Annotated in this window: 18 protein-coding genes and 1 tRNA gene; 9 read left to right on the top strand and 10 right to left on the bottom strand. The window is 40.2% G+C overall.

What is annotated here, in order from left to right; genetic code table 11:
- Positions 1–13: 13 nt before the first annotated feature.
- The 9 genes from B5D47_RS02890 to B5D47_RS02850 all read right to left on the bottom strand — a co-directional run bounded on the left by B5D47_RS02890 (position 14) and on the right by B5D47_RS02850 (position 10,981).
- Positions 14–85: transfer RNA gene (locus B5D47_RS02890), tRNA-Glu, on the bottom strand.
- Between the two features lie 126 nt (positions 86–211).
- Positions 212–1,471, bottom strand: coding sequence for a hypothetical protein (locus B5D47_RS02885; protein WP_078930318.1), 1,260 nt, complete (start codon positions 1,469–1,471; stop codon positions 212–214).
- A 142-nt stretch (positions 1,472–1,613) separates the two neighbouring features.
- Positions 1,614–2,729, bottom strand: a complete 1,116-nt coding sequence (locus B5D47_RS02880) for a flagellar filament outer layer protein FlaA (protein WP_078930317.1) — start codon at positions 2,727–2,729, stop codon at positions 1,614–1,616.
- A gap of 69 nt (positions 2,730–2,798) precedes the next feature.
- A complete protein-coding gene (locus B5D47_RS02875) occupies positions 2,799–3,293 on the bottom strand; it encodes a GerMN domain-containing protein (RefSeq protein WP_078930316.1) in 495 nt (164 codons plus the stop codon).
- The gene (locus B5D47_RS02870; protein ID WP_234969879.1) at positions 3,290–4,294 is read right to left on the bottom strand and encodes an N-acetylmuramoyl-L-alanine amidase; all 1,005 of its coding nucleotides are present in this window, start codon (positions 4,292–4,294) and stop codon (positions 3,290–3,292) included. The genes B5D47_RS02875 and B5D47_RS02870 overlap by 4 nt, the downstream gene beginning before the upstream one ends.
- 42 nt (positions 4,295–4,336) lie before the next feature.
- Positions 4,337–5,950 carry an ATP-grasp domain-containing protein gene (locus tag B5D47_RS02865; protein WP_078930315.1) on the bottom strand — a complete coding sequence of 538 codons (1,614 nt, stop codon included), beginning with the start codon at positions 5,948–5,950 and terminating at the stop codon, positions 4,337–4,339.
- 39 nt (positions 5,951–5,989) lie between these two features.
- Positions 5,990–8,470 (bottom strand): cytidylyltransferase domain-containing protein, encoded by a 2,481-nt coding sequence (locus B5D47_RS11950; protein WP_078930314.1) that lies wholly within the window; start codon positions 8,468–8,470, stop codon positions 5,990–5,992.
- Entirely contained in the window at positions 8,467–9,426 is a 960-nt protein-coding gene (locus B5D47_RS02855) for a hypothetical protein (protein WP_078930313.1), read from the bottom strand. The genes B5D47_RS11950 and B5D47_RS02855 overlap by 4 nt, the downstream gene beginning before the upstream one ends.
- Positions 9,401–10,981, bottom strand: a complete 1,581-nt coding sequence (locus B5D47_RS02850; RefSeq protein ID WP_078930312.1) for a spiro-SPASM protein — start codon at positions 10,979–10,981, stop codon at positions 9,401–9,403. Before B5D47_RS02850 ends, B5D47_RS02855 begins: the two co-directional genes overlap by 26 nt.
- Positions 10,982–11,044: 63 nt before the next feature.
- On the opposite strand from B5D47_RS02850, the gene xseA reads away from it, so the two are divergent.
- Genes xseA through mutL form a run of 3 tightly spaced genes read left to right on the top strand, consistent with a single transcriptional unit; the run spans position 11,045 to position 14,514 of the window.
- A complete protein-coding gene (gene xseA, locus B5D47_RS02845) occupies positions 11,045–12,247 on the top strand; it encodes an exodeoxyribonuclease VII large subunit (protein ID WP_078930311.1) in 1,203 nt (400 codons plus the stop codon).
- A gap of 22 nt (positions 12,248–12,269) precedes the next feature.
- Positions 12,270–12,563, top strand: a complete 294-nt coding sequence (xseB, locus tag B5D47_RS02840; protein ID WP_078930310.1) for an exodeoxyribonuclease VII small subunit — start codon at positions 12,270–12,272, stop codon at positions 12,561–12,563.
- 1 nt (position 12,564) lies between these two features.
- Positions 12,565–14,514, top strand: a complete 1,950-nt coding sequence (gene mutL, locus B5D47_RS02835) for a DNA mismatch repair endonuclease MutL (protein WP_078930309.1) — start codon at positions 12,565–12,567, stop codon at positions 14,512–14,514.
- A gap of 37 nt (positions 14,515–14,551) precedes the next feature.
- Here the strand turns inward: mutL and B5D47_RS02830 are convergent, their stop codons facing one another.
- Complete coding sequence (locus B5D47_RS02830) at positions 14,552–16,627, bottom strand: FlgD immunoglobulin-like domain containing protein (RefSeq protein ID WP_078930308.1); 2,076 nt, start codon at positions 16,625–16,627, stop codon at positions 14,552–14,554.
- 276 nt (positions 16,628–16,903) lie between these two features.
- Between B5D47_RS02830 and B5D47_RS02820 the strand changes: the two genes are divergently transcribed.
- From B5D47_RS02820 to B5D47_RS02795, 6 genes are all read left to right on the top strand, one after another.
- Positions 16,904–18,274, top strand: coding sequence for a tetratricopeptide repeat protein (locus B5D47_RS02820; protein ID WP_078930306.1), 1,371 nt, complete (start codon positions 16,904–16,906; stop codon positions 18,272–18,274).
- Between the two features lie 4 nt (positions 18,275–18,278).
- Positions 18,279–19,049, top strand: a complete 771-nt coding sequence (locus B5D47_RS02815) for a metallophosphoesterase (RefSeq protein WP_078930305.1) — start codon at positions 18,279–18,281, stop codon at positions 19,047–19,049.
- Entirely contained in the window at positions 19,042–19,974 is a 933-nt protein-coding gene (locus tag B5D47_RS02810; protein WP_078930304.1) for a transcriptional regulator, read from the top strand. Before B5D47_RS02815 ends, B5D47_RS02810 begins: the two co-directional genes overlap by 8 nt.
- A 118-nt stretch (positions 19,975–20,092) precedes the next feature.
- Positions 20,093–21,739 (top strand): GAF domain-containing SpoIIE family protein phosphatase, encoded by a 1,647-nt coding sequence (locus B5D47_RS02805; protein ID WP_078930303.1) that lies wholly within the window; start codon positions 20,093–20,095, stop codon positions 21,737–21,739.
- Between the two features lie 21 nt (positions 21,740–21,760).
- Positions 21,761–22,099 (top strand): anti-sigma factor antagonist, encoded by a 339-nt coding sequence (locus tag B5D47_RS02800; RefSeq protein ID WP_078930302.1) that lies wholly within the window; start codon positions 21,761–21,763, stop codon positions 22,097–22,099.
- A 32-nt stretch (positions 22,100–22,131) separates the two neighbouring features.
- Positions 22,132–22,683: an ATP-binding protein gene (locus B5D47_RS02795; RefSeq protein WP_078930301.1), complete on the top strand. Its 552-nt coding sequence runs from the start codon at positions 22,132–22,134 to the stop codon at positions 22,681–22,683.
- The last annotated feature ends 57 nt before the right edge of the window (positions 22,684–22,740 follow it).

The raw sequence follows: 22,740 nt of genomic DNA, 5'->3' as shown, positions 1-22,740 counted from the left end.
TACAAGGTTTTTACATCTCCTAGCAGAATTGAACTGCTGTTGTCGGGATGAAAACCCGATGTCCTAACCACTAGACGAAGGAGACTTATTCGTATCATCTGCAACGCAGCTGACTATTAGATATTAGCAAATCATAAAAATTACGTCAATACCTCAAATGTATTTTTTTTAAAATTTTTATAACTTTTTGTTTATTTTTTTTTAATAAATTTTACATGCTAATATCAAGCTTTTTAAGAAGTTTTTCTTTTAAAAGCTTTTCGTCCGCAATTTCCAGCCCCATAGCTTCTGCAGCAGACAGGTCTTCCAAAGCTTTTTCGTCTTCTCCAACTTTTGAATAGGCAACAGCCCGTCTGTAACGTGCATGAGATTGAAATTCATTTATTTCAAGGGATTTAGAAAAGGCTTCTATTGCTTTTTCGTATTTCAAAAGAACTGTGTAGACAATTCCAATGTAGTAATAGGAACGGAAACCGTTTTCATCATATTTTACGCTTGACTCAAAATCTTTTAGAGCATTTTTATAATCATTGGAAGCAAAATAAGCCATTCCCCGGTGCTTAAAAACTACAGAAAGAACAATATCCGCAGGAACAGGCTTTGATTCAAGAATCTGCGTGTAAATTACAATAGCCTTCTGCATTTCGCCGTTATTATGAGCATGTATAGCGTCAAGCAACATATCATCAATCGTTCCCCTAATAAACTGGCTGGCCTTTCCAATTTCTTTAGTGTCGCTTTTTAACTTGGATTTTTCCTCTTCAGAGAATTCTCCTGTCGTTTCGTCAACTTTTTCATAAAAAGATTCCCGGCGCTCGGAAGTTTCAAGCTGGAGTTTTTTTTGATAATCGCGGATTTCCTGAAAAATCGTATCTGCAAGACTTAAACTTGCATTTATCGAAGCGAGTTTTCTTCTTAAAGGCATATCAAACGGAGAAAATTCTGTCTTATAGATAAGCTCATGCTCAACTTCCGCCCAGGCATCCTGCAAAATCGTCCTTATTTGAATTTCACACACAAGACCGTCAGGAACTTTTTCAGAATTAGAATCCGGCATACAGTCAGCTGGAATTGAAATCAAAACATGAATCGACTCATATCCAAATTCCCTAAAATTGTCACCGCTGCCTTTATATTCAACTTCTTTAACCGTAAAATTTTTGCGGACCTGCTGCTCAACTTCGTGCAAATCTTCTATAAAGGCACAAATAATCCTAATGCCGATCATATCGGTCAACTCGACAAGTTTTCCCCGGGAAGAAAATTCGTCGGCCTTAAGACGTAAAATTTTTCTGTAATACGAATTAAAAGATTTTATTCTTGATTTATAAGTTGGCATTGAAGCAAGTTTTATTGTCTTTTTGAGTTTTGCTTCAATTTTTTGCATTATTTCTGAAAGAACTGGATTGTAAGACTCGTAGATTTTTTTTATTTCGTCTTTGTGCGGAATTGAAAAAGTAATTTTGCTCATTGCTAAAATTTAACATTGAAAATAAAAAAAAGCAAATTAAGAAATATTGAGCAAAAAAAAAAAACAGAAAAAGTAAAAAAAGCATAAAAAAAACCGCCCGAAAAACTCGGACGGTTTCCAGAAGTTTCCTTATTTAGAAAACTTATTTAGCATCTGCTGCCTGACCACCATTAGACTGAGCATTAGAAGTAGAATTTTCATCAAGTGAAGATGAGAATGAAGCTTCTGTTGCCATCTTAGACTTTTCAAGGTAGCGGTTAACCTGCTTGTTACCAAAACGGCTCATTTCAAAATTCTGACGAGCAGATTCTTTCTTTGTTACGATACCCCAAAGATCTTCGTCAGCAATGTCGCGTTCTGAAGTAAGCTCTGCTTTGTCGTAAATGATTTTTACATCTTTGAAATAACCGATGAAGTCATCACCTACGTGAGAAGCATCGCGTGTAATCTGGAATCCGGCAAACTTAACAAATGGAAGTCCGCGTGGATAGATTGGATAAATGCGAATTTCGCGTGTACGTACTTCAGAAATATAGTCCGGGTTGTTCCAAGTAAGAGTTTTCCAGCCGTCAAATCCGAGGTATCCCATGAAGTAGCGGCGAGTTACACCGTCTGTATCTCCAAGGAGAACGTAAAGACCGTGTGGGAAGTTCATACCCAATGTTGTAACAGCAATTGATTTGATTGTTCCAACGTTTTTTACAACACCGTAAGCTGGAGAATCATCGCTGTCAGCTTCGAACAATGTGCGTCCAGAAGCTTTTTCTTCGTCTGTCTGTGGCTGGCGGTTTCCATTTGCATCTGCTGTTGAAAGTGGTTCATAAGCAGGAATTTCAAATGGAGGAACAATTTTTGCATTTGCATTATATGCTCCAGATGGGAATACGATGCGTACGCCCATTACATTTTTTCCAGCAAATGGTACTTTTGCACTTTCACGAACAGGTGCAGGTACAACCTGAGAGTTAGCGAGAGCACCTACAGTCTGTGCCGAACTGTTGAGGACGATTTCCCAGTCTCCAAGGTACAAAGAAGTCTTCATAAGATCTCTCTGATCCTGGTCAAAAGTTGCACCAGCTGCAACACCATAATCCATAATTGTGCGGCTGTTTTCAGGGATTTCAACATCGCTGTCCTGAGCTTTGATAGTAATATCAGCATCAAGAGTTGTGAAATCGATAAGTGTTGATTCCTTTGCAAATACAGATGCACCCAAAAGCATCATTCCTGCAACGGATAAAACGAAAGTTTTCTTCATTCGAAGCTCCTTATATTCGATTGATGTAGCCTTGTTATTCAATAATTATTCTATAACCGGTTGCTTTTGTCAATTGTTTTTCGTTTGGATTTTATCGTCCAAAAAGACGGATTTTCCGTCAATAAAGAGTTCTATTTTCTTTACTGATGGAAAATTAGCCTTTACATTCATTTGCAAAAGTTCATAACTATTTTGCAAATTTACGTCCGGCGAAAAATTCATAATCGCCTGTTCTGAGAGGTTTAAGAACAATGTTCCTTCCCGCAAAAAACAAAAAATCACGCGTGTGCCGAGCGGAAAAAACGGCTGCGCACGCTGCGACACAGGTCCGGAAAGAAGCTCTTCGACATAGAGAGTAAGCTTTGAACTGCCTTCTACGTCCGGAACATTTCTGTTTTCGTAAACAAGTTTTTGGCTTCCGGCGATATTATACCGAAACGAATACCGGAAGCCCCGGAAATTAAATAAATAAAAACAAAGAGAAACAATAAAAACAACAAGAAGAACAAAAAAGAGCTGGGCTTTCCGGTTGTTTTTTAAAAGTGAAGAAATTTTTTTCATCATTTTGAACCTGTAAATCCTCTTGAACGCTCAAAATGCGTTACAAAGGCGGATAATCCATTATATATTCCAAGAGAAAGCTTCTGCAAGTAAGATTCATCCTTTAAGAGAAGCCCTTCTTTCTGGTTCGTAAGAAAACCGAGTTCAACAAGAACTGCCGGCATATTTGAATTTCGGACGACAAACCACTCTTCAGCCTTGATTCCGCGGGCAGAAGAAAGATTTCCGACCTGAGCCTGCATTCCGTCCATTATGAATTTTGCAATCAAAATGCTTTCCGTCGTGTATTCTTCTTCCATCATCGAATTCATAACAGTGTACAAATCTTTGTCTTCAATGCTGCCTTTATCAAGAACATTGCGTCTGTAACCCGGAGAAAGATACCAGACTTCAAAACCTGAGGCTTTTTTATCGAGCGAAGCATTTACGTGAACAGAAACATAAAGAATCGCTTCCTTGTCCTTAAGTTTTATTGCGTTTGCAATTTCGGTACGCTGCGAAAGCGAAAGAAAAACGTCTTTTGAACGCGTAAGCTGAATATTTTTGTCGGGATATGCGGCTTTTAAGCGTGAATAAAGCATTTTTCCGACAGAAAGGTTTATATCTTTTTCTGTTACAGTGATTTTTTTGCCGTTGACAGTGTGAGTGTACTGCGCTCCCGGATCTTTTCCACCGTGCCCGGGATCAATCAGAATTGCACCGATTTTAAATCCATTTTGGGAATTTTCCGTCTTAAAAAGGCTCTCCGCTTCATTCAAAAAATTCTGGCTTACAAAAACCGCGCCATCCTTTACTTCCGGACTGTCTGTAAGCACAAGCTTTTTGTAATCTTCGAGAATAAAGCCGTCTCCTTTTCTAAAAGAAACCTGATGTCCGTTTTTTTCGAGAATTCCGCTTTCAGAAAGGCTGTCCCAGTAAACTGTAATTCCTGATTTTGAGCTTTCTTCAAGAAGATTAAGCATTTTTTTTTGAGCAGAAAGAGGAACTAAAAAAATAAAGAACAAAACTGAAAAAATTTTATGCTTTTTATTCACTTTTTTTACCGTCTATTGTTTTTTTGCCGTATACAACATTCCCTGAATTGAGCCTCTCAAAGCCGACTTCCAGAATTTTTTTCCGTCAAGCTCTTTGTGATCCGGGAAAATTGAATCAAATTTTTCGACAACCTGCGCAAATGTGCTGTGATTCCAGTCGCAAATCTGATTTTGAACTTTTTTTATTTCTGCCGGAACAAAATCCGCTATTTTTGCATTTGCAGGAATATTGCAGATTTTTGACCAGTCGAGTTCAACATCAAACGCCGAAGGTGGAAAACCTTTTTCGTCCGCAAGTTCAATTTTTTCAAGAAAATCTTCGGTTTTTTTATTGTTTGTCTCGAGAATTAAAGTGATTTTATTCAAGGCGTCATAAGCCGCTTTTTCGGCTGATTTTCTGTCAGAAGCCTTAGTAATTATATTCCCGCATTTTTCTACATTGTTGCGCGGAAAATCCACTTCATCATCTTTTTTTGCCCGTGGAAGAACTTCCTCTACCCCACAAACTTCCGAAGCTTCTTTTAAGCCACGGATTTCTGCTATTTTTCCAGGAATGCTAAGCCATGCCCGCTCTGCGCTCACATTTTTTGACTCAAGCTCATAAAGCTCAAACGGCTGAACGCTGTTTTTTACAGACAGATGCGGATTCCATTCGATTTTTTTGCGATTTTTTAAAATATAATCAGGTTCCATTCCGACAGATATTTTTAACGCTTCTTTTGTAAGAAAACAGCCGGAAGAAAGGGGAAAAGTCCATCCGCTCATGTAGCCGCCGGAAAGACGGGCTGCGATTTCTCCAATCATTGGACCGTTTTTTGTATATTTTATGTCCGCTTTTGCAACTCCCTGAGTTAAACCGAGGGCTTTTGCTCCAAGGGCAAAGGTTGCAATAAGTTCGTTCTTGATTTTTGAATCGGCCGCAGAAGGCATTGTATGTCCGGTTTCGATAAAATACGGCGGATAATAGATATGTCTGTCGGCAAAACCTGTAACCGTAAAAGTTCCATTGTAAATGAGCGCGTCAATGCTGAATTCCGCGCCTTCCATATAATCTTCAAAAATAGCCTTTTTTGTCCGGCTGTTATTTATTGCGCAGGAAACCGCAGGCCTAAGCTCTTCTTCTGAGCGGACAAGCCTGCAACCACGGCCTCCCATGTTGTCGACAGGTTTTATAACTTTCGGAAAAGAAATTTTGTTATTTTTTGCAAGAATCAAAAGTTCTTCCAGACGATTTTCATCAACTTCTTCAAATTCCGGACTCGGAACTCCATTTTTCTTAAAACATTCGCGCATTCTGACTTTATTCGAAGCGTTCAGGCAAGATTCGTACCTGTGTCCAAAAAGACCAAGATGCTCTGCAACGTAAGCTGTATTTGCCGAAAAATCAGTGCCTGCCGTAAAAACACCGGCAATAACCATTCCTTTTTCTTTGATTTTTTCGGCAAGCTGAACCAAACCGTCCTTGTCTTTTAAATCGACGGGCTCAAAAATATCTGCCATTTTTGAGCAGACTGCGTCAGGATTTCCGTCGGCAACAACTGTCTTAAAACCAAGTTCCTTTGCAGCACAGATTGCAGGTTTTTGCATAAGTCCTGCGCCAAGTATGATTACCGCTTTTTCGTTCATTTTTAAAATTTTCCTTTTTTAATTCGTTTTTTTTAGCTTTTACTGCTGAATATCGCGTTCTTTCCGGCAATAAACTTCAAAAGTATCACCAAGCCCAAAAAAGTGGCTTGCAGCCGTATAAAAAGCCCATTTGAGGCTGTTTGGTTTTGAACCGGCAAGATTCGGAAATCGTTCCGGATGATGGCCTGTGCTCAGGATTTTTTCGATTTTAAATCCGTATTTTTTCAAAATCGAAGAAACACGGTTCGGTTCCCAAAGCGAATAGTGATCCGCCGGGCTGTTTTGAAAAAACGAATGGGTGTTAAACCTTCCGGAAACGCCTCCTGCAGAAGGCGTGCTGAATGCAAAAACTCCGCCTTTTTTCAATATTTTTGAAACAGCCTTGAGCACGCTGTCCAGATTTTGAAAATGCTCGATTACATACCACATCGTAACGGCGTCAAATTCATTTATTCCAAACTCGGCCGCAGCATCAAAAGCCGGAAATGCGGCGCAGGTTGCAGGATAATGGAGCTTTTCCTGAACATAACTTACGGCTTCGGCGGAAATGTCTGTTCCAAAAACCTGCCAGCCGGCATCGTTCGCAGCATCCATAAACGGACCAAAAGCACATCCTACGTCAAGAACCGCAGGAGTAATAAGCTTATGAGAGTTCCGGAAAATATAGTCAATTACTCCAGTTCGCCTTACGCACTGACTTTTGATTGATTCAAAATCTTCAAGATAAGTTTTTCCGTACTGTTTTTTGTAACTTTCAAAAAAATATTTTTCGTTGTAAGAAGTGTTTTCTGGATCTGCCGTATAAGACATATAAAGCATTCCGCAAGTGTTGCAGCGGCGGAAAGTGCGTTTGTTTGTCCGGCAGATAATCTGATCTTCAAAAGTCAGATGATCAGTCGTGCAAATCGGACAGAAAAGCCTTCTTCCTTTTGAAAGCATTCTGACAAATTTTCCCAAATCATTTTTTTCTGGAGAAAGCCGGGCAAAATGACCTGCAGGATAAAGCTCATTTACGTCAGAAAGAGAGAATTCTGCGCCGATTTCGTTTATATTCTGTACAGAAAGACATTTAAATCCGTATTTTCGGGCAAGATTTACGTGAAGAGGAGTTGTTCCAAGAAGAACGACCGCGCAGCCTGCCGCAACCGCTTCAAAAGCAGTAAAACCGTAATGAGTTACGACAACATCGTAATTAAAAAGCTGCTCGCGCAAATTGTGCACAGGTTTTATAAAAGTGATTTTGTCTAAAATTTCAGGCTCAACGCGTTTTTCAGAAACTTCGGGATTTTGAACAATGGCCGTAACTTTGTAACCGAGTTTTGCATAAGAAATCGAAGCAGGAACGACTAAATCGGCAGGATCTTCACCGCCGACAGTAACAAGAATTGATTTTATGTCTTCGGCACTCTTAAGTTTTTCCGTGCGTTTGTTCTTTGGAAGAGTTATATATGACGGATCCGCAATATTTGCAGGGCGCTGAAGTCCATAAGAAGGAATTATGTCCAAAAGGTAATCGCACAAATCCGTATTCAAAGAACCTTCGTCAATTGCGGCAAGAGGAGCAAGAGTCGAAAGTTTTAACGCGAATTCCCGGTCTAAGACAAAGGCGTCTGTCACAATCAGGCTGTATTCGTCTTTTTCTGGAAGCGAATTGACTATCTGGCTTTCTGAAAAACCATCCTTTTTTGCAGCGTCGATTACTTCGTCTTTTTCTTCAAGGTCAGCATCATCCGGAATATAAACATTTGCACCGATTGAGGTGGCAATTGCAAGACAACGGCGCAAATGACCTGTTCCCTTTCCTTTTTTTACGCAAGGAACGCACAAAACAGGAAATTTTATAGAATCATCTTCAAAAGCACGGATAATTTCTTCACTTGTGTAAGGGCCGGTTCCGCCGAGGTTTCTTACAACCGTACAAGCACGGCGATAATCCGCAGGAGTGTCGATTGTCGTTCTTAAAGAAGGTCTGTTCCACTGAGAAGGTGAAGCAAGCATTACACTCGTAAAATTTTCAGGATGATTATAGAGAGACGGGCCGACGTGTTCGTGATCATAAGGCTCTTCTGTCAAGGATGCGGCTTTTAAAAGCGATTCCGCATTAAAAATTTCAACTCCGCTTCCATGAGGAAGTCCTGTATAAGTTATGTAGTCGCATTTTCCAGTCTGAGAACGGCGGTTGTACTGTTCAAGCAGGGAAATCGCACAGTCATAAAAGAGGAACGGATTGTCCGCAGTAGCACGAATTACTGTATCCGCCTTAGTTTTTTTTATTAAAAGGCAAAAACGCTCAAGGACATCTTCAAGAGGACCTTCAAAAACATTAAAGCCATTGCGTTTTGCAACTGGAGCAAGCTGTCCGCAACTTTCGCTGTCTGTCGCAAGATAGTATTCATCCGCTGGAACTTTTTTCATAGCGGCAAGAGTCCAGTCAAGAACAGTTGAATTTCCGAGCGGCAGCAAAGCCTTTCCCGGAAGACGGGTGGAAGAAAGCCTGCATTGAACAACAAGAATCGTCATTTTATTTTCCCCCAGTTTTCTACAAGATATTTTGCATCGATTTTAAAACGGTATTTGTTTTTAGAAACCCAGTTCCGGGCATCGCAAAACTGTCTGCATGATTCAATTAAACCGCATCCTGATCTTAAAAGATATACAAAAAATGAAGATTTTGGAATAACTCCGTGATCTTCGTCAAAACGCGGAAGCAGATTTTTTAAGAAAAATCGTCCGTAAGACAGGTTCGCAGTTAAATTTTCAACAGGAAAATCATCTTCATAAGAAAAACTGTACAAAGTTGAAATCAAGACTTTTTCGCCCCAAAGCCATGCGCGCATAAAAAAGTCCAGAGTCTGCCAATGCAGGGAACTGATTGTATAATCAAAACCACCGAGCTCGATAAATTTTTTTCTATTGTAAATACCGATGTTATCAAGCGGATAAAGAGTTTTTAAACCGTCGGAAATTGAAGACGAGGCAAAGACATCAAAAGTTGAGCCTCTTACAGTCGGTGAAAAAATCAGCGGAAAATTCGTAATTGAACCGCAGGTGAGCCGTGGACTTGTGCATAAAATCTTTAATTCTTCGATTCGTTCAAGGACGCGCGGAGAAATCAATTCGCCTTCGATTTTTAAATTGTCGCGAAAAACCAAAACATTGTCGCACGAAAATTCCGACATTCCGATATTTATAAGCTCGCCTTCGTTTACTTTTTCCAAAGGAATTACAAATTTTACTGACGGAAATTTTCGCGAAAGTTCATTTATATTGTAATTTTCGTGATTTTTTTCGACCGAAACAATCTGCTCAAAACCCATTTTTATCAGTTTTTCCAGGATGGCAGAACGGAACTGGCTTCCTTTTCCATTTAGAAGCAAAAGCCCGACCGGAAGTTTTATTTCCGAAGGAGAATCTTTTCCTCCAAGCACAGCGCGGTTTATCTGACGTTCGTTAAAAATTAAAGGTATAGTATTCATCGCAGACCTGGCATTTTTTGCAATAATTTTTATTCATGTGGTTCAAAACTTCTTTTTGAACTGAATCCCAAATATTTTCAAAAGGCTCTTCAATTGCATTTCCGGCGATTTCCGAAATTCTTGACCTGCACAAAGGAACACTTCCGTCTGAAAGAATATTCATATCGCGCCTCAAATGCCAGCAAACATTCCGTTCAAGCGGAGAAAGGTCGGCAGGTTTTTCATCGCTCAAAAGTCCTGCGCAGCTGTCGTATTTTAAAATCACAAATTGTCCGCCAGAAGGAGAAGTTTTTTCTTTCCAAAAACGGTAAAAACTTTCAAGCTGCTCTTCGTTTGCATTCATTCTTGTAAACTGCGGATAAACGTGCGACGGAAAAATTTGAGAAAGCATTGCAACGGTTTTTAAGGCTTTTTGAAAATTTGAGCCTGAAATTCCATTCATTTTTTCGTACATTTTTTCATCAACGCTGTCAAACTGAACTGCAAAGTCGACTCGGCCGGAATTTTTGGAGGCTTCCGCAATTTTTTTCGCCTGTTCTTCAGAAAAACAGAGTCCGTCAGTTTCGATAAAAAGCTTTAATTCAGGATATTTTAAGACTTCAAGCGCAAAAACAACAAACTCAGGATTTAAAGTAGGTTCTCCAAAAAGCGAAAGTCCGACGGTTGCCTGAGCCGAAAAATCTGCGATTTTTTTTACGAGAATTTTAAATTCATCTAGCTGCATAAAAGGCATTTTTTTGCCAGAAAAAAGTTTTTCGTAAGGACAGTAAAGGCTTTTCGTATTATAAGAATTTGAAATCTGAATATTGTAATAAGCAGGCAAGGTCTGCTGGATTTCCGGCATTTTTTCTGCCAAATCAGAAATTTCGTAAACATTAAAATCAGGCGTCAAAAAATCTTTTTTTTGCGTTTTCGCTTCTTCAAAAAGACGGACACAGGAAGTAAAACCTGATTTTGAAGAACATTCAAAGTTATAACGCAGCATCCGGTAATCTTTATCTGAAATAACAGTTTCTATTTCAAAAGAATTTATATCCGAACTCATAATGGAAAAAAGCGCGTTGCGGGAAGCAGGCTTTTCTCCAATTGATTTTTGCAAATTTTCTGCAAGACTTGCAATTATCGAAGCCGCTCCCCTGTCAATAACTTCCGGGGCAAAACCACTTGCAAAACCGTCGGCAAAAGTATATTCAGCCTTGTACTGAACATGGGAAGATATCAGCTCGTCTGTAAGCTCTTTATTTAAAAACGGAGAATCCGCCCAGGCAAAAACTGCAAAATCGGCCGAATTTTGCGCGCACTGAGAGGCAATTTCCTTTGCGACAAGCGCATTAGTCCAGACTTCGTGCTGAACAAGCAGAATCTCTGTTTTTTGAGGGAGACATTCGCTTATAAACGGAAAATTCTCTTTATTTGTAAAAATTACGGTTTTTATTGAATCTTCAACGGAAAAAGCCCATTCAAGAGTTTTTTCAAAGGCGCACAAAGAGTCAAATTTTCTTTCATATCTAAAGCCAGGCTTTTCTCCGGCAAAAAGAATTACAAGTTTTTTCATTTTATATTTATCGGTTTTTCGATTGAACAAGATAAACTGATTGTATAAAATTGGAAAAAAATTATGACAACGCAACTTTTTCCATCAGATACAGTTTTTTCAGTAACCAGTTTAACTTCGGTTATCAAGGAATTGCTGGAATCTTCTTTTGTAAACATAAGCCTTGAAGGAGAAATTTCCGGTTACAGACCAAATTCAAGCGGACATCTTTATTTTACATTAAAAGACGAAAATTCTCAAATAAGCGCAGTTATGTTCCGGGGAAAAGCCGCTACCCTGAAATTTGTGCCAAAAGACGGAATAAAAGTCCGCTGTACAGGTTCAATTTCGGTTTACGCTCCGAGAGGAAATTACCAGATTATTATTTCTAAAATGGAAATTGCAGGAGAAGGAAATATACTGCAAATTCTTGAAGAACGAAAAATGCGCCTGGCGGCAGAAGGTCTTTTTAATTCCGACAGAAAAAAAAGAATTCCGTTTTTTCCAAAAAAAATCGGCGTTGTGACAAGTCCGACCGGTGCTGCTCTGAGAGACATTTTACAGATTACAAAACGCAGGAATCCGGCTGTAGAAGTTATTGTTTTTCCGGCGGTTGTTCAGGGAAACGATGCGGCGCCTTCGATTGTACGGCAAATTCAAACTGCGAATGATTTTAAAATGGTAGACACGCTGATTGTCGGTCGTGGCGGTGGCTCGATAGAAGACCTTCTTCCTTTTAGCGAAGAATCTGTGGTTCGCGCAGTCGCCGAAAGCGAAATTCCTGTGATAAGCGCTGTCGGACACGAAATTGACTGGGCTCTTTGCGATTATGCCGCCGACTGCCGGGCTCCGACGCCTTCGGCTGCGGCAGAAATTGCAGTTCCCCAGCTGATTGACATAAAAAACGATTTAAATGGCTATCAAAACGAAATGCTGAGCCTGATAAATGCAAAAGTCGAAAAAATGAAGCTTTTGATAAAGTCGTTCAACCCGGATTCGATGGAAATGCGGTTCAGGACAATCGAACAGCCTTACCTTATGCGGCTTGAAAATGCAAAAAACGCGCTGCAAACAAATTTTGACGAAAAAATCAAAAATTTCCGGCAGTTTTTACGTGAATCAGTTCAAATTCTGGAAGGAGCGAGCCCAAAAACGATTCTTGCCAGAGGATATTCAATGGTAAAAACCGCAGACGGAAAAATTGTACGCAGTCAAACCGACGTAAAAAACGGAGAAAAAATCGAAGTCTACCCGGCAGAAGGAAAAATTCTTGCAACTGTAGACTAAAAAAATACGAGGAGAATGAAAAATGACTTTTGAAGAAAACCTTGCAAAACTTGAATCACTCACAAACGACATAAAACGCACGGATATTTCGCTCGAAGACGCGCTTAAAGATTTTGAGGAAGGAATAAAACTTGCAAAATCCCTCGAATCCGCTCTCGACAAAATCGAAGGAAAAATCCAGATTTTGACCAACCAGCCTGTAAAAGCAGAAAAAAATCCGGCAGGAACAGAAATTCCGCCGCAAATGGATCTTTTTTCGGCCGCTGATGCAGAAAACGGTACGGCAGGAGCGCCAGTACAGGGATTAAGGCAGTAAAATGCCACAGGACAAAAAAACGCGCAGAGCTGTAAGACAGTTGAGCGCCGACGTTGCAAGAAAAATCGCCGCAGGAGAAGTAATCGACCGTCCAAACGCCATAGTCCGTGAACTTATGGACAATGCCGTAGACAGCGGAGCAGATTCAATTTCCGTAGAAATTTCCGGTGGCGGAATTGAAAAAATAAGAATTTCTGACAACGGTTCGGGCATGACAAAAGAAGATTTATCAGCCTGTGCCCGTCCGCACGCGACAAGCAAAATCGTAGACACTGCCGACTTAAACAACATAACGACTCTTGGTTTTAGAGGCGAGGCTTTGGCTTCAATCGCCGCAGTAAGCAGGCTTTCTATTTCTTCTGGAAACTGGAGAATGAAGGCAAGCATTTTAGAAGACCACATTCTCGAACAAATTCCTCTTGTACAAAACGGAGAAGGAACAATCGTCATGAGCGAGGGGCTTTTTGAAAATTATCCTGCCCGCAGAAGATTTTTAAAACGTCCTTCATCCGAAAACATGCTGTGCCGCGAAACTTTTGTCGAAAAAGCTCTTCCGCGTCCAGACATCGCATTCCGCCTTACAACAGACAATTCGCTAAGGCTTGACTTACCAAAAGACGTTACTTTGACAGAAAGATTTGTTTCTGCGCTTGAATTAAACGAATCAACAGAAAATTTTGCAGAATTAAAGGCTTGCGGCGGAACTGAATGGAAATTCAAACTCGTAATCGGCGAACCAACAGTTTACAGAAGCGACCGCAGGCAAATTTTTATCTATATAAACGGAAGGCGCGTTCAGGAATTTTCGCTTTTGCAGGCGATTGAATACGGATGCCAGGGATTTTTTCCGAACGGAACACATCCGGTGGCGGCGCTTTTTGCGGAAGTTGATCCTTCGACAGTGGACTTTAACATTCATCCGGCAAAAAAAGAAGTTCGATTTAGAGACAGCTCCGCACTTCACCACGGAGTAAGTTCAACCGTAAAAGAATATTTCCGCTCATACGGAATCAAAAATTCCCAGATTTTTGAAGACAAGGACAACGAAGAACAGAACAATGTTCCGGGATTCGATTTTGGAGAAACCTCGCCTTCATTAAAAGTTTCGGAAAACCACTCAAAAACGAATGAAAATTCCGAGACACAATTTTTCTCATCGCTTGCAGCCCTCGCTCTTTCAGAAAATTCAAAAGTTCAAGAAAAAAACGAAAAACCTGCAATTTCAACCGGTCCTCAAAAAACAGCCGGCGACCTGCGTTCAAGATTTTTTAATTACGACAGCACTCAAACCGCGCAAAAAACGCTTTACGAAAACCACTCTTACAAAAATGACCATATTTCCGAAAACTCCAGCTCAAAGCTTTACGAAAAAACAGAATTTCCGCAGTTTACAAAGCCGGATTCAGACGGTTTTTGCTACATCGGAACCGTTCTAAACTGCTTTCTCGTAGCTCAAGTTCAGGACACAATTTATTTTATCGACCAGCATGCGGCTCACGAACGGATAATTTTTAACAAGCTTCTTTCAGGAAAAACAGAAACACAGGCGCTTTTAATTCCTTACAAAATAACGACAGAAGACGAGTCCGAAGAAAAATATCTTGAAGCCGCACTTCCATTTCTAAAAAATGCAGGTTTTACAGGAAAAAACGCAGGCGAAGGAATTTTTGAATTTTCAGAAGTTCCGGCAAGATGGAAAGGCACACAAAATGATCTTCAAAGCGCACTTCTCGATAAACTCGTAAAGCCGGAAGACATAATCTACTCTGTCGCCGCAATGACAGCCTGCAAGGCCGCAGTCAAAGACGGATATGTTTTGGACAGGGCCGCAGCCGAAGAACTTGCAAGACAGGCTCTAAAACTTCCAGATCCGCACTGCCCTCACGGACGCCCGGTCTGGACAACGCTCACAAAAGAACAACTTTTTGCCAGAGTAAGAAGAACAAGATAAGCCTTGCCGGCAATACACCTCTCGCCCGTTCAAGTTTTTATTTTCTTAACTTAAACTCAACGCGGCGGTTGTATTCTTTATTCGCAGACTTTCCTTCTCCGCATCTGGCTTCCATTCTGTTTTCAGGAACGCCAAGACCTTTTAACCTGTTTTCGACAGATTTTGCACGGTTAAGGGCAAGAACCTGCTCTTCTGTCGTCCATTCTTCTCCATCAGGATTTACATAGCCGGTAATAGTCACCCTGTATTCTTCGTATTTTTCATCAACCAGAATATCGTAAACTTTTTTGAGAGTCTGTGAATTCTGCTCGGTATTTACAAGTTCCGAGCTGTTGATTTTAAAAGACAGAGTCGGAATCGCAATGTTTACAGTGCCGTCAGGGTTTTCGCTTATTTCAACACTTTTGGCAACAACAGGATCTTTTTTGCTCTTTGTAACCTCAACTTTTCCGCTGTCCTGGGTAGAAACTCCGAGCGCATCCGTCACAGACATTTTGTAACTCAAACTGTTTCCGTCTTTTACAGTTTCGCCCGAATTAGTTTTTCCGTCCCATTCGATATTCTCTGGAGGAGTTCCAGTTCCGCTCTTCGAGTAAATTGTGCGGTTATTCATCTTAACTTCAAATTTCCAGTCTTTTACAAGAGCTTCGCTTTCAGACGAAACTTTAAAGCTGAGCTTATCATCAATTCCGTCGCCGTCTGGAGAAAAACTGTCGCTTTCAGGAACAAGGGTAATCTGAGGAACATTGCTAAAGCAGCTGAACGAATTTCCTTCCGCGTCTACGCTTCCATTATTTCTGTAATTGACAGAAATTTTTGCAGAAAACCTTCCGTCGGCCAACCGGCCAGAATCCGTTTTTCCGTCCCATTCAATTTTGTCAGGAAGTTTTTTGCCTTTTATAGTTTTTACGGTATTTCCGTATTCATCTGTAATTTCAAGGACATAAGTTTCGATTTTATTTTTGTCGGTCGCGCTAACATTAAAAATCTGCTTCTGCTGTCTTGAATTAGGACTGTTAGGAGAAAAACTTGCATTTAAGGCCTTTAGAGTTACAACACCGGCAGGAAGGCTGTAAAGTGCGTCGGCAAGATTTTCCTGACCAAAGAATTCCTTTTTTTCATCTTGAACAGCAACAGCCTCTTCCATTTTTTCAGTTTCAGCCTTTTCAGGAACAAGAACAGGAGCAGTCGCAACGTTCTTTTCAACAGCTTCCACAACCGGCTCTTCCCCGCCAAACGCAATTTCGACAGGCTCATCTTCCGGCACAACCTTCAACGGTTCTTCCGCTTCTGTTTCGTTTTCGACAATCTCATCTTCTTTTTGCGGAAGCGGAGGCGCCTTTACAATTTCAAAACGGACAAGCTCCTCGTCTTTTTCGTCATCTTCAACTTTTTCTTCCGGAAGCTCGTAATCAACCTTTTCTTTCTGCTCAACAATAACCTCATCATTTTTTACATTTGCAAAATCAAGGTCGATAAGCTCAGGTTTTTCCTTTGCACGCCTTGCAATTTCTTCATCGAGAAGAGAAATCAGCCTTTCAATCTCCGGTCTTTGGCTAGATTTCGGTTCAAGCTCAAGATATTTTTCGTAATTTTGTTTTGCGTCCTGCAGATGATCCTGCTTCAACTGCGCATTCGCCCTATTCAAATATGCAGGTCCAAAATTTTCATCTTCGCGAATTGCAATCGCATAACAAGCGTCCGCCCTCGCATAGTTTGTCAGCGCGTATGCAGAATTTCCGGCATTATAGGCAAGAATTTTATGATCGGTATTTTCCTTTGTCAGACCGCGGGTGCAGCATGCAAGAGAACGTGTAAAATCTCCGGTTTGATAATACGCAACTCCCAAATGAATCCACACGTTCGGGTTTATATTTTCAAGCTCAACACATTTTTCAAAATACGGAATCGCTTCCGCAGGCTTGTTCAATCCAAAAAGTTTTTCGCCGGTTTCATAGTCCTCGTTAAAAACCGTGACAATTTCTTCTTTTTTGACAGTTTCCTTCGAGTTTTTGGAAGCCGCATTTTTTTTTGCGGCAAGATTTTTCTTCGCCTGGGAAAAAACAAAAAGAGGACAAAAACAAATCAAAATCAAACAAAAAATTTTTTTCATAACCAAGATATCGGCTTAAATTTTCCATAAATTAAGAGGTTAAGACGGACGCCAATAAACTTTAAAAGCCCAGTTTTTTTGTCGGCATGGCAAAAAACTCAAAAACCGGCTGCTTCGGGTTCCGCTTTCGCTCATTGCCTTCGGCAACTTGCGCCCTTCGCATCCGGCGTAAGTATTTTTGTACTGCGTTTTTCCAAGTTTGACATATCCACGCCAAAAGTTTATTCTGTTCTTTTAGAAAAACAAAAGTATACATTTTTATGGAGCCTAAGAAACATGGACAATCCGATTCAGCTTGTAATAATTGCAATACTTCTTGTAGGTGTAACCTTCCTTGCAGTTGCCGTAATAAAATCTCTCGTGCAACCAAAAAAACTCGACTCAATTAAAAAACTCATAAAAAACGGAAAGTATTCCGCCGCCGAAAAAATCGCAAAAGCAATGCTTGCAAAAGATCCGCGCGATTATTTAACACATTACTATCTTGGAAGAGCGTATCTTGCGGACAAAAAAAACGAGCTCGCCTTAATGGAATACAAATTCGTTGCACAAAATGCAATTTTCGACTCAAAAATTCCGGAAAAAGATTTCCGCAAACAGCTTTCACAGCTTTATTTAAAATTCAACCAGCCGGAAGAAGCCTTAAAGGAATTTTTACTTCTTACAAAAATAGATCCTTCAAACGCAGAAAACTATTATAACTGCGGAAAAATCTACGAACAAAAAAACCGCGCGGACATGGCTCTCGGTTTTTACCAGAAGACAATTCAGTTTAACCGCCGGCACGTAAAGGCCCACGCGGCAATGGGACTTTTGCTTTTCCGCTCAAAACAGTTTGCAGAAGCAAAAAAAGAAATCGACCTTGCAATAAGCCTTAGCCCGGAAACTTATTCTTCATATTATTATCTTGGAAAAATCTTAAAAGAAAACAAGGATTATCCAGGAGCTGTAAACGCGTTTGAAAAAGCGCTCCGCGACCCTGAATATCGCCAGCGTGCTCTTTTGGAGCGCGGCTCGTGCTATATGATGGCAAATTCCTTAGACAACGCGCTCTCCGAATTTGACCGCGCAGTAAAGGCTTCTAAAGACGAAAATTCTCAGGAAACACTGTATTCAAGATACTTTCTTGCTTCCTGCTATGAGCGCAACCGCGACATCGACAAAGCAATCGAGCAGTGGCAGATTATCTATAAGCACAACCATTCATTCCGCGATGTTTCTGCAAAACTTTCAGAATACAAGGATTTGCAGTCAAACGACGCAATGAAAGAATATTTAACCTGCTCCCAGGAAGAATTTATCGAAATCTGCAAAAAAGCGGCAATGGCAGGTTTTTCAATGGCTGTTCAAAAAGTCGAATCCAAAAAGTGGGGCTGTGTAATGACATGCACAGAACAAAAAGCAGACGACTGGATGAACGTCCGCAAGCAGCTTTATCTTCTTATTTTTAGCCGCGACACCGACGCAATCGAAGATTCCGTAATCAGAAAATTTCTCGACCAGTCAAAGGAAGTGAACTGTTCAAAGGCAATAATCTGCACTTCTTCCGGCTTTACAAGCTCGGCGACAGGGTTCGCAGAAAACCGCCCGATTGAACTAATCGGCAAAGAAAAACTCGAAAACATTCTTTCAAAAGCCGGCATTTAGTTCCATGAAAATACTCTGCGTTTCTGATCAGATCGACCCTCTCGTTTACAGTTCCCTCGCAAAAGAACGTTTTGCCTCTGTCGATGCAATTTTGTGCGCAGGCGATTTGCCTTCTGATTACATTGATTTTATCGTTTCAACCCTCAACAAACCGGCTTTTTTTATCTTCGGAAACCACAATCTTACCGAATTCAGATATTATCACAAACAAAAAAAAGCCCACAAAGGAGCGCATCCGACACTTCGCCAGGAAATAAGCATTCTCGACATGAAAGGCAGTTTTGGAGCGACTTACGCAGGTTTTAAGAATTTGCGCGACAAGCATCTTCTTATAGAAGATTCAAAAACGCACAAAATCCGGCCTCTGCTCATTTCCGGAGTTTCCGGCTCAATGCGCTACAACAACGGCTTAAACCAGTACACTGAACGGCAGATGAAAATCGCGCTTTTAAAAATGGTTCCAGGTCTTTTATGGAACAAAATCCGTTACGGCAAATATCTGGACATTTTTTTAACACACGCTTCTCCGCGGCATATTCACGACAAGGAAGATCCTTGCCACCGCGGTTTTGAATGCTTTAACTGGTTCATAAAAAAATTCGCTCCATCGTATTTAATCCACGGACACATTCACCTTTACGACGCAAACGACCAGCGTATTACAGCCGTAAAAAGCAGCGGAAAGGCAGAAACCCTTGTAATAAATGCGTACAGCCACATAGTTTTAAATCTTTTTACTTCCCCAGAAAATGCAATAGGAGAGTCAAATGTCTGAAAACCTTCTTTCTTCAGAAACAAGCGAAGATTTTGCAAAAGCAAGAAACAAAGCTCTCTTTAACGAAATCCAGCATTTTTTAAATCCGGAAGAAACCACGCTGATTTCATTTTCCGACATAAAAAAAATGCTCAAGCCCGGAAACGAAACTTATCTTGGCATGAAAACAGTTCCTGTAAAGCTTATAGTAGGAAGCGAATCCAGGTATCAGGATTTTGACAACCGTTTTTTTCCAAAAAAAATGCACTTAAAAACCCGTTGGGAACACATAGACATGGCGCACATAAAAGACATAAACCTTCCGCCAATCACGCTTTATGAGCTCGGCGGACTTTATTTTGTGCGCGACGGCAACCACAGAGTGTCAGTAGCAAAGGCAAAGGGAGTTGAATTTATCGATGCGGAAGTTGTAAGCCTTCAGAGCGAAATCCACCTTAACCCGAAAGATTCTCTTCAAAAAATTACAAAACAGGTAATAAGCTACGAAAAAAGAGTTTTTTATTCTGAAACAGGATTTGGCGATGTTACGGATTACTGGGTTTTGGATTTTTCAGTTCCAGGACAATACGACGTAATTTACAACCACATTTTGACGCACAAATATTACATCAACATGAACAAAACGGAAGAAATCGGCATGGATCAGGCTATTCTTTCGTGGTTTAGAACGGTCTATCTTCCTGTCATACGAGTAATCGACAGACATCACGTCTTAAAATATTTTAAAGGCCGCACAAAAAGCGACATGTACGTTTATATAATAAAATACTGGGACGAAATCAAAACAAAATTCGGAAACGATTTTACAATTGACGATGCGGCAACCGCATATACTTCAAAATTCGGAAAAAGTTTTTGGCGCCGGCTTTTAAACAGAATAAAAAAAATTCTATTGAAAAAGAAAATCGAAAAAGAGCAGCTCTAAAAAAAATTGTCCATAAAAACTGTATTTTTAACGTTTTCGGCAAAATCTTTATCTTGACGTGAAAAAATAGCAGCATTACAATTCTTTATAAAAACATAACAAAAATGGAGAGCCTAAATTGTTCAACTCAGATGCAATTGCCTACCTTCCCCTTTTAGGAACAGCCATCCTGGCAACAATCCTTTTTATTTTTTTGGCAGTAATAAAAACACGAAAAACAGCAAAAGTAAGCTATCTTTCTTTTTTATCGGTGCTTATACTGATTTTTGACTGTATTTATACGATTTTTAATCCGGGAATTTCAAATTTTGTATTTTTACTGATTCTTGCGACAGCGGTTTTTATTCCTTATCTCGTAATGCTCGCATTCGGCAAACCAAAAAAAGAAGTCTCAGAAGAACCTGTTGACGAAGAAATCAAAAAACCGGAAATCATAGTCGAAGACATAAAACCTGACGAAGTAAACCTTATCGAAAAAGGACGTTCTTTTGTAATCCTCGCTTCGGATTCTTTCGGAAGCAAAGAAGGAATGCAGAATCTTTTGGACTCGATAAACAAAACCTGTATGGAAATTACAAACGCTGACGGTGGCGCAGTCCTTATGGTTGACGATTTTGAAGATTCTATCAACGTAAAATCATTTTTGGGCGTTTTTCCGCCGCCTTACAAACTTCCAGCAGAACTTCCTCACAAAGAACTTCGTGTTTCAACGAGTTTTAAATTTGCAACCTTCGCTCTCCGTGACAATATCTTTGGAGAAATCGCATCTTCCGGCAAACCGGAAATCATCAACTCTCCAAAAGACGATCCGCGCATTACAGAAAACGGTCCTGAAGATTTCTTAAAACTCGGAAGTTTTATCTTTATTCCAATCCGTTTGAGAGGACGCGGTATTGTAATTGGACTTATCGCCCTTTCAAAAAATCCAGGCAAAAAATTTACCCAGAAAGAATTTGACTGGGCGCTTACTCTTGCAGGATTTGCAGAATCAGCCTTAAAAACAACAATCAGTTTTCAGGTTTATAACGAAAAAAACGAAATCTCAAAAGAAAGCAAAATTGCAGAAAATTTGCAGAATGTTCTTCTTCCAAAAAAACTTCCGCCTTTGCAGGGGCTCTCATTTGGTTCGTTTACAATGCACACAGAAGGCGTATGCTCAGATGCTTTTGACGTTCTTTCTGTTCGTCAAGACCGCACATCTGTTATTCTTATGGACGTAGCCGGAAAAGGAACAAATTCTTTCCTTGTTATGTCAATGCTCCGCTCAATGATTCGCCTTCTTGTAAATACGCCTCAGCCTGCCGGAACAATTTTAAGTCTTGCAAACCGGGAAATTTGCGGTGAAATAAATTTTGAACACTTTGCTTCTGTCGCCCTCATAAACTACAATGACGCAAAAAAGACTGTTCAGTTTTCTTCGGCAGGAACAACTCCGGTCTTCCTTTATAATGCACAAAATCAGACGATCGAGCGCAAATCTCTCGCTTCTGAACCTCTGGGCGTTGAAAAAACGACATCTTACAAAGATATTCAGTTTACAGTTTCGCCGGGTGATATTATAATTACATATACTGACGGTTTGGTAGAAGCTTTGGATGCTTCCGGCAAACAGTATTCGCTCAACCGTCTTTTAAATATTGTAAAAACAAACAGCAAGTCATCAGGTAAGCAGATAGCAGACCTGGTAAAGGCAGACATGAAAAAGTTTGTCGGTTCGGAATTATTACACGACGATCAAACGTTGCTGGCAGTTAAAATTCAGTAGAATAAAAAAGGAGTTTTTCTTATGGAACTGAAGATTCGGAAAAATGGTGAAGTTTATATCATCGACGTAAATGGAGAAATGGATCTTTACAATTCTTATAAATTAAAAGAATTAGTTATGAAAATGCTTGAAAAGAATGTAAAAAGTTTCATCATAAATCTTGAACAGGTTGACTACATCGACTCGTCTGGAATTGGCGCGTTGATTTACATCTGCTCAACAATCAAAAAGATGAACCTCAAGCTTGCCATCTCTAATATTCATGGTTCAGTAAAAAAAGTTATTGAACTCACAAAACTCATGGGCTACTTCCCTATTGCAAACAGCATCGAAGAAGCACTTCTTATGGTAAACGAATAACCCAAAAAATAAGATTAAAACGGAGTAAAAAAATGGAAGATCAGTACAAACTATTGCGCTCAGATGACAACGACCCGTTGTTTGATACAACAAACATGCTATATAAAGAATTTCCTTCAGATTTTCGTCAGATTCGCTACTTTACGCTTTTAATCGTTCAGTCGGCTCCTCTCGAAATCAAGGAAATCAACCTTCTTGAGCAGCAGATTTCTGAAGTTATCAAAAATGCGGTAAAGCACGGAAACAACTGCGATATAAACAAAAAAGTACGCGTATGGTACTCATTCAGCCCGACACATGCGCATCTTATCGTAAAAGACGAAGGCGAAGGCTTTAAAGATCTCGAAAAATGGAATGAATTCAACAAAAAACGTATCGAATGTCTTCAGACACACAACTTTGAAGAACTTGCAAAATACGTTTCTTTCCGTACAAAAAAATCAGATGATCAGGACGGTGGTAACGCGCTCTTTGCCGCCCTCGAATATTGGGACGGCGGATACGTTTACAACGGAAAACGCAACGGAGTAGCAATGCTCAAACGCTTCCAGAAAAAACACCACGGTGTTGCGGTTGAAGAATAATCGTTAAAACACAAAAGACTGTCCAAACGGACAGTCTTTTGTTTATCAATTGTAATT

Origin of the sequence: Treponema berlinense, from assembly GCF_900167025.1 — a bacterium.
Classification (GTDB): Bacteria; Spirochaetota; Spirochaetia; order Treponematales; family Treponemataceae; genus Treponema_D; species Treponema_D berlinense.
The sequence above is the reverse complement of the archived record's forward strand: the minus strand, read 5'-3'. Positions and strand labels throughout refer to the sequence as shown.